This is a genomic window from Winogradskyella pacifica (genome assembly GCF_013403915.1).
Lineage (GTDB): Bacteria > Bacteroidota > Bacteroidia > Flavobacteriales > Flavobacteriaceae > Winogradskyella > Winogradskyella pacifica.
The window spans coordinates 170593-177273 of record NZ_JABFDI010000008.1; the positions used below are offsets into that span (position 1 = coordinate 170593).

The 6681-nt window shown below is 32.1% G+C and carries 10 protein-coding genes; 9 read left to right on the forward strand and 1 reads right to left on the reverse strand.

What is annotated here, in order from left to right; genetic code table 11:
* Positions 1-115 precede the first annotated feature (115 nt).
* The 7 genes from HM984_RS09300 to HM984_RS09330 all read left to right on the forward strand — a co-directional run bounded on the left by HM984_RS09300 (position 116) and on the right by HM984_RS09330 (position 4346).
* A complete protein-coding gene (locus tag HM984_RS09300; protein WP_179348975.1) occupies positions 116-643 on the forward strand; it encodes a DUF6933 domain-containing protein in 528 nt (175 codons plus the stop codon).
* A 196-nt stretch (positions 644-839) separates the two neighbouring features.
* Positions 840-1202 carry a hypothetical protein gene (locus HM984_RS09305; RefSeq protein WP_179348976.1) on the forward strand — a complete coding sequence of 121 codons (363 nt, stop codon included), beginning with the start codon at positions 840-842 and terminating at the stop codon, positions 1200-1202.
* A gap of 285 nt (positions 1203-1487) precedes the next feature.
* Positions 1488-1958: a hypothetical protein gene (locus tag HM984_RS09310; protein ID WP_179348977.1), complete on the forward strand. Its 471-nt coding sequence runs from the start codon at positions 1488-1490 to the stop codon at positions 1956-1958.
* Positions 1959-2170: 212 nt separating this feature from the next.
* Positions 2171-2881 (forward strand): DUF4488 domain-containing protein, encoded by a 711-nt coding sequence (locus HM984_RS09315; RefSeq protein ID WP_115811324.1) that lies wholly within the window; start codon positions 2171-2173, stop codon positions 2879-2881.
* A gap of 125 nt (positions 2882-3006) precedes the next feature.
* Positions 3007-3273, forward strand: coding sequence for a hypothetical protein (locus HM984_RS09320; protein WP_115811326.1), 267 nt, complete (start codon positions 3007-3009; stop codon positions 3271-3273).
* Positions 3274-3310: 37 nt separating this feature from the next.
* Positions 3311-3955, forward strand: coding sequence for a spermidine synthase (locus HM984_RS09325; protein ID WP_115811328.1), 645 nt, complete (start codon positions 3311-3313; stop codon positions 3953-3955).
* Positions 3956-3995: 40 nt separating this feature from the next.
* A complete protein-coding gene (locus HM984_RS09330; protein ID WP_115811330.1) occupies positions 3996-4346 on the forward strand; it encodes a hypothetical protein in 351 nt (116 codons plus the stop codon).
* A gap of 8 nt (positions 4347-4354) precedes the next feature.
* Here the strand turns inward: HM984_RS09330 and HM984_RS09335 are convergent, their stop codons facing one another.
* Positions 4355-4840 (reverse strand): CBS domain-containing protein, encoded by a 486-nt coding sequence (locus HM984_RS09335; RefSeq protein WP_179348978.1) that lies wholly within the window; start codon positions 4838-4840, stop codon positions 4355-4357.
* A gap of 117 nt (positions 4841-4957) precedes the next feature.
* Between HM984_RS09335 and HM984_RS09340 the strand changes: the two genes are divergently transcribed.
* The gene (locus HM984_RS09340; RefSeq protein WP_179348979.1) at positions 4958-5767 is read left to right on the forward strand and encodes an NAD(P)H-binding protein; all 810 of its coding nucleotides are present in this window, start codon (positions 4958-4960) and stop codon (positions 5765-5767) included.
* Positions 5768-5861: 94 nt separating this feature from the next.
* The gene (locus HM984_RS09345) at positions 5862-6578 is read left to right on the forward strand and encodes a tetratricopeptide repeat protein (protein WP_179348980.1); all 717 of its coding nucleotides are present in this window, start codon (positions 5862-5864) and stop codon (positions 6576-6578) included.
* Positions 6579-6681: the final 103 nt, after the last annotated feature.

The window sequence follows — 6681 nt, forward strand, 5'->3', positions numbered from 1 at the left end:
TTGCGGTTTTAGTACTTAATCAAAGGTTGTTCCGTGTTTGTAACGTCTGAATTTCCTTCGGAAATTCCTCGTATACAAACCCGCAACTAATCTTATAAAAAACATTGCACACCATTTGAGACGAACCAAAATACATACATCTAAAAAACTAGAGAAATTAGTTAAAAAGCTTATCACAACTGACCAAAATACGGATTCTGGAATTCTTGGAAAGTGGAACGCTACAGTATTTTATGTTGACAGAAAAAAATGCTGGTTAATCACAAACGGACTGACCAAATACAATGTAATTCTGACTGATATAAAATCATCTGACCTGATTAAAATTGAACAAATTTTTAAAGATGCTCTTTTAAGCCAGTTAATTTATGACGGAATAATAACGAATTTTGAAAATCTGAATTCAATTATTGGCAGAATTGATTTTCTGCCGACTAATAATGACCGAAGTACTACTGGTTTTCAAAATCATAATTTAGAATCCTTGGACTGGTGGAAACGTGAGTTTGGCAATTTAGAAAATATGCCTATTAAAGATTTGACCAATCGACTGAATACAAGTTCAATTCACATTGGAAAAGGAAGAAAAATGTCTGATTATACAAATCCGATTGAAGAAATAAAAAAAATACTAACTGAATAAAAACGGTAGACAACAATGTATAAAAATAATTGCGATTTAGTACTTAATCAAAGGGCGTAACGTGTTTGTAACATCTGATTTTACTGCGAAAAATTCTCGTACGTAAACCCAAAACTATTCTTATACAAAACTGCTGTAACGCATTTGACTGAAACGAAAAAACAACCTTAAATCTCACGGAAATCATAATTTGAATATGAAAAAAATTAAATTGACACGTGAAAGCGTCGCGCTGGAGGATGATATTGATGCACCTCATTTTTTGGAAATTGAAATAGAACCAAATTGGACAATAACTGAAATTTTAAAATATATTTTTAATATTAATTATCTGCCGAAAGTAAGTGGTAGAAAAGCAACTTGGAGCGTAGCTATTAATGAACCAATAGCCGTTTTGACACAACAAAACCCCAAAGAACCATTACTGATTTGCCTTCCTGATTATCCTTATCATGGAATGAGCGGTTTCGTTGAATTTGACCATATTCACTTTAACTATCACGAACAGAAAAAAGCGAGTGAAGTATTTGAGGTTTTATCAAGATTTAGATTAAAATAAAAAAGCATCAAAACAAAGTTCTGTGGCAAAAAAAGTAAAATCGCATTAATTTTTCACTAAAGTACTTTTATAGTTTACACCATATATTAACCTTACTCCTCTACTTTATCCTTTCTTACCTCTGTTTAAATTTAGTGCACTGTAAACTTGAGTCATATAATTTATTGCCAATTCTAATCTACGCACAAAATTCTTCACAAATTTTTTCATACGTTTTTATTTGCTAACTTTAATACTTAAACACGATAGACATAATAAGAATAAAACGAAAACAACACATTTGCGATGTGGGAAATAGACACCCTTTTAAAAAGTAGTATTGAACTTATTAGCGACTCTAAACTGAATCCTGAACTAAAAAAACACATAGTATGGAATTTGGAGAATATACCAGAAGTGTATGAATTTGATGCCGGAAATTTTATAAAAAGTGAATTGGATAGCAGCTTTACCTATAAAAAAATGAATCCGTATGGTTTAGGATATCTAATTATAAACGAAGCAAAAAACAATAACAAGAACCACTTAATTTATGATTGGTCGGCTTTTTTATTAAATTTCTGGAGTGAGTATTTTTCAAATATTGACACATTAGAACATATAAAATTGAATTATTTAGAGCATATAAAAGACATTTTTTCCAAATACGATTTTACTGATTACGAACCAATTCACACTACATTAACTATTTACAATAATGGCAACAAATGGTTTAGCGAAGAACAAAATAATTTGATTAAATGGTACTGCAATTAATTACTAAATACAAAATGACAAAATATGTATTAACAATACTCTAATTATCTACCTCATTTGCATTTAGCCCGTCCATTGAAATAGCTAAACTTACTGGACTTTAGCAAATTTGCACATAATAAGCTATCATCAATTTATTCACTAAATTTAGTATAAAATTCACCCGAAATAATTTGAAAATAAAATCATAACACGTCATAAACTTTAGAATCATGAAAAACATAATAGTATTACTCATTTGCACATTAATCTCTTTCGGAGTTGAAGCTCAAAGTATCGTTGGCGCTTGGGAAAACTACAGCACTTCAGAAAGTGGAGACCAGTTAAAAACCGTGGTTATTTTTACTGAGGGCTATCAAGTACTAACCACGTATAATGCGACCACCGGAACGTTTATTCATAGCAACGGCGGATCGTGGATTCTAAAAGGAGATATGTTAGCCAAAAAAACAGAATTCGACACCGATAACTCTGAAGTCGTTGGTACCGAAGTAAGCTTTAAAATTAATATTACCGATAATACATTAGAAATCCCTGATAGCAAGTTAAAATTTAATCGAATAGACAATGGTGCTCCAGGAAAATTACAAGGAGCGTGGTTAATGTCTGGCAGAGTAAGAGATGGAAAAACAGAAACACGCGATACCAGTAGACCGAGAAAAACAATGAAAATAGTATCTGGCACACGTTTTCAATGGATTGCTTACAACACCGAAACCAAACAATTTATGGGCACAGGAGGCGGAACGTACACCACCATAAACGGAGTGTATACAGAAAACATTGAGTTCTTCTCAAAAGATGATTCTAGAGTCGGCATGTCTTTAGAGTTTAACTTTAAGCTTTTAGATGGTGAATGGATTCACACTGGGTTTTCGAGCAAAGGAGATCCTATACACGAAATTTGGAGCTTAAGATCTTAATAAGACAACACAGATAGCCTTCTATTATGTTCTTCTTCTTTATAAATTGACAGAACTAACATTTATTTTTATAATTTAGTAAATCATTAATCAATCTTGGATCCCTAAAATCTAAAATAATACTCATGAAAAATAATTTATCAAATATAAAAGCAGAACTAGAAAACTATGCTAGCGAATCTAATCTCACAGAGCTACAAGTAGTTGACAAACTAAAAACCTATTACTTCAACAAAAAAGTAAATGACAATTTAAAACTCTATAAAAAAGGACAGAAGAAAGTAAGTGACATCACCAAAGACTTAAAAATATCTCCACGAAAGTTTTATGCTATTCTAGAAAAGAAAAATATCAATCACACCAAATACAATAAAAATAAAGACGCAGAGTAAATCGTAACGCAACGAAATAAAACTACCTTTAGTAACTATGAAGCAACTGCTCAGTTACATTTATCCTGTCACAAAAACTATTGAATCTAAGTACAGCGGAAAACTAGAAATTACGTGGTATAATGGCAAAAAGCATCTCAATTCAGAAAATGCCAATTACAGTTACGGTTCTTTACAGCGTATTCTAAAATATGGATTAGAAAAAACGGAACTCGCTAACGTAAAGTCTATTTTAGTTTTAGGTATGGGAGGCGGAAGCGTTATAAAAACACTTCGAACAGATTTTAATTACAATAACACTATTGAAGCTGTTGAATTAGATCCTGTTATTATAGACATCGCCAAATCAGAATTTGGAATCATTGAAGACCAACATTTAAAAATTCATTGTGCAGATGCTTTTACATTTGTAAAGACAAATACCACAACATTTGATCTCATCATCGTAGATCTTTACATCGATCTTTCCGTGCCAGATAAATTTCTAAGTACGGAATTTTGGGATAACGTTCTCAACTCAAAATCGTCAAAAGGGACATTACTTTTTAATGCTTCAGTAAAAGAATCAGACATGGTTAAAGTTGAAAACTTAGTAGACTACTTAAAAACAAAAGTCTATAAAGTAGACATATACAAAAAAGTAAACAACACTAATACCATTATCATTACCAGTTCTTTATAACATTATAATTTAGTATATTGTAAGTACTTAATTTGAAGTTATGCGAAAAAAATGTCCAGAATGTGGTGACGTCATCGTTGGTAGAGTAGATAAAAAATACTGCAGTGATGGCTGTAGAAATACGCAAAACAACAGGTTAAATAAAGATTCTAAAAATCTCATTAGAAACACCAATAACCGATTACGAAAAAATTACAGAATTCTAGAAGCGCTCAATCCCAACAAGAAGATGAAATGCTCTAGAGCAAAACTAGTAGAGAAAGGCTTCGATTTTAATTATTTTACAAGCACGTATACGACCAAAGCAGGCACCATTTATTATTTTGTGTACGACCAAGGGTATTTACCTTTAGAGGGAGAGTATTATGCTTTGGTAAAACGCGATGATTGATAGCGTAATTAAGACCCTCGCTTCGTTGTACTATTCCAATTTTCGCCTTTAAGCTCTAACGCTGCAATTAAAATATCTTTCTGGCTAATTTGTCCAATGAGTTTTCCGTTTTCAACAATAGGAAAACGTCGTCTCTTAGATTGTAAAAACTTGTTGGCCGCATCAAACACATCCATGTTACCATCAATGGTTTCAACATCTCTTACCATACGTAATTCCACATTATCATGCGCTAAAGGCATATTATAATACCTGCTTTCACTAAGTTGTTTTAAACAATCTCCTTCAGAAATAATACCTATTAATTCTTGTTTATCATTAACCACAGGACCACCAGAAATCTTATGTCTAATTAAAGCCTCAACAACCTCTTGTACGGTTTGCTCTGGCCTAAACGTTATGAGTTTTGTACTCATATAATCCTTCACTTTTAATTGCGTAGGCTCATTAGCATTTTGCTGCTTACGAGCTCCTTGAAAACTTTTTATAGCCATAACGTTTTGATTTTAAGATTAGAGTTAATCTTAAAATTACTGAAAATTAACCATTTAAAAAAATCAAAAAGGTAAAGGCTATATATTCCGTATTTTTAACCCTAATAATTATTTATCTTGAAAACACAAATAAACATCATGGGTTGCGGTTGGCTAGGTCTGTCTTTGGCTAAAGAATTAATTAAAGATAATTATACCGTTAACGGCACTACAACCACTAAAGAGAAGTTACAAGTATTAGAGACTCATCATATAAATCCGTTTTTAATTACTTTAAGTGAAACGGTAATTTCAGGTTCTTATTCTGAATTTTTAACAGGAAGTGATACGGTAATTATTAATATTCCACCAGGGCTAAGAAAAGATCCTACTAAAAATCATGTTGCAGAAATACGCCTTTTAATGCACCAAATTGAAGCACATGCTATAAAGAACGTATTATATATAAGTTCTACTTCAGTATTTGAAAATGAAGACGACATTCCTATAATTACAGCTGCAACAACACCAAATGCCACGTCAGATAGTGGCAAACAACTGATTGAGATTGAACACATGCTTCAAGCCAATTCAAATTTTAATACCACAATTTTACGGTTTGGCGGTTTGGTAGGCGACGAGCGTCATCCTGCTAAATTTTTATCAGTAAAAACTCATGTTTCAGACCCCGAAGCGCCCGTTAACTTAATTCACAAAACCGATGCTATTGGTATTATAATGGCGATTCTAAAAAATGGCCTTTGGAACGTGGTCTTAAACGCAGCGTATCCTGCACATCCTAATAAAAAGGATTATTATATAGAACAATGCGAACGCAAGAACTTAACACCCCCAAGTTTTAATGGTGTAGAAAAAAGTAAAGGAAAAATTATAGAATCTAAATTAGTGGTACAACTTTTGAATTACACCTTTAAAGTAGCACCATAGAAATTAATAGATTTTTAAGACCATTTCTGTTTAATTTTTATAGATTTAGCACTTTAAAGTTAAAATTATTCAAGAACAATAAACTAAAGAACAAATGAAGACGATTACAATTGCAATTCTTATGTTATTCTCAGTAAGTATGTTTGCACAAACTAATACAGAGTTAAAAAAACATTTTGAAGCGTATTATGCCCAAATGAAAAAGCAAGGTGATAAGCAAGGAGTAATTAATGCGATGACGCATCTCGATGTTTTAGAACCTTCTATTGCGCGCAAAGATACGTTAGCATACATCTACCTTTCTGAAGGGCAATATATGCAAGCTTTAAACACAATTGGTGTAGAAAAAAATGCAACTGATTCTGATATGAATGTTGAAGTAAAGGCTTTGGCATTAAAAAATCTTAATCAAACAAAAATGGCTTTAGAACATTTTGAAGTGCTTTACCAACGCACACCAAATGCTTATTTAGCTTATGAATTGGCTGACATGAAAATTCAAATGAATGATTTGACTGGAGCACGATTAAACATAGACTATGCTTTGGCTAACGCTACAGACGATATGAAACGTGCTTTCTACGAAAAGCAACAACCTTATGAAACGTCTTTGAAAGCCGCTTTAATGTACTTAAAAGGACTTTTAAGATTTACGGAAAACAAAACTGCTAATATTGATGAAGCCTTAAAATTAATGAACGATGCATTGGCCATTGATCCTAATTTTAATTTAGCAAAAATTAGTAGAGAAGCTTTAGAGGCTCAGAAAGCGCAACGTGCACAAGAAGCTGCAACTCAGAAAAAAGGTTAAGCCGGATCTCTCTTTTGATATAATAAAAAAGAGGTCGTCTAAAAACAATTTAGGCGACCTTTTAATTTTTAATCATGTTGGTTTTATTGTTAAGATACTTGAT

Coding starts and splice junctions, on each gene's coding strand:
- HM984_RS09305 (WP_179348976.1), top strand. CDS start 840: ATGAAAAAAATTAAATTGACACGTGAAAGCGTCGCGCTGGAGGATGAT.
- HM984_RS09310 (WP_179348977.1), top strand. CDS start 1,488: ATGTGGGAAATAGACACCCTTTTAAAAAGTAGTATTGAACTTATTAGC.
- HM984_RS09315 (WP_115811324.1), top strand. CDS start 2,171: ATGAAAAACATAATAGTATTACTCATTTGCACATTAATCTCTTTCGGA.
- HM984_RS09320 (WP_115811326.1), top strand. CDS start 3,007: ATGAAAAATAATTTATCAAATATAAAAGCAGAACTAGAAAACTATGCT.
- HM984_RS09325 (WP_115811328.1), top strand. CDS start 3,311: ATGAAGCAACTGCTCAGTTACATTTATCCTGTCACAAAAACTATTGAA.
- HM984_RS09330 (WP_115811330.1), top strand. CDS start 3,996: ATGCGAAAAAAATGTCCAGAATGTGGTGACGTCATCGTTGGTAGAGTA.
- HM984_RS09335 (WP_179348978.1), bottom strand. CDS start 4,840: ATGGCTATAAAAAGTTTTCAAGGAGCTCGTAAGCAGCAAAATGCTAAT.
- HM984_RS09345 (WP_179348980.1), top strand. CDS start 5,862: ATGAAGACGATTACAATTGCAATTCTTATGTTATTCTCAGTAAGTATG.